Origin of the sequence: Georgenia satyanarayanai (genome assembly GCF_023715365.1) — a bacterium.
Classification (GTDB): domain Bacteria; phylum Actinomycetota; class Actinomycetes; order Actinomycetales; family Actinomycetaceae; genus Oceanitalea; species Oceanitalea satyanarayanai_B.
The window spans coordinates 1-468 of record NZ_JAMBNZ010000081.1; the positions used below are offsets into that span (position 1 = coordinate 1).

2 protein-coding genes are annotated in these 468 nt (G+C 38.2%); both read left to right on the plus strand.

The window, feature by feature from the left end; translation table 11 throughout:
- The first annotated feature begins 152 nt into the window (after window positions 1–152).
- The gene (kdpF, locus tag M3148_RS18590) at window positions 153–233 is read left to right on the plus strand and encodes a K(+)-transporting ATPase subunit F (RefSeq protein WP_101965263.1); all 81 of its coding nucleotides are present in this window, start codon (window positions 153–155) and stop codon (window positions 231–233) included.
- The coding region (locus tag M3148_RS17100) for a potassium-transporting ATPase subunit KdpA (RefSeq protein ID WP_251305928.1) at window positions 233–468 on the plus strand (236 nt) is incomplete at its 3' end. The genes kdpF and M3148_RS17100, both read left to right, overlap by 1 nt.

The window sequence follows — 468 nt, forward strand, 5'->3', positions numbered from 1 at the left end:
TTATTAAATTGTAAAGACTAATCTGCAAACTAAAAACCCTATCTTTACACTTTCTTTATATCTGCACTTTAACAATTAACGACAAATTTACAAGCTTCTTGGTAATAATAAGCATTGACAAATTTTATGCTTAATCTATCAAGGAGTTGGCTATGCAAGCGTTAGCAGGGTTGATGGCACTCGGGTTATTTTTCTATCTGGTGTACGTCCTTATCAAAACGGAGGAGTTTTAATGACTTCCTCTGCCTTCATTCAAGTCCTTTTATACCTTGCGGTATTATTTATGCTTGCCTATCCGTTAGCAGGATTTATGGTGAAGCGGATGCAAGCCCCTTTATCTGCCAATGAACAACGCTGGTTTTCCCGTTTTGGGATGTTAGGCGTGGACAATCACGGCAAACTCAGTGATGAGATGAACTGGAAACAGTACGCCATAGCAATTTTGCTATTTAACATCATTGGCTTAGT

What these genes read in the sequence shown, in the direction of transcription:
- kdpF (WP_101965263.1), top strand. Translation starts at nt 153, where the DNA reads ATGCAAGCGTTAGCAGGGTTGATGGCACTCGGGTTATTTTTCTATCTG.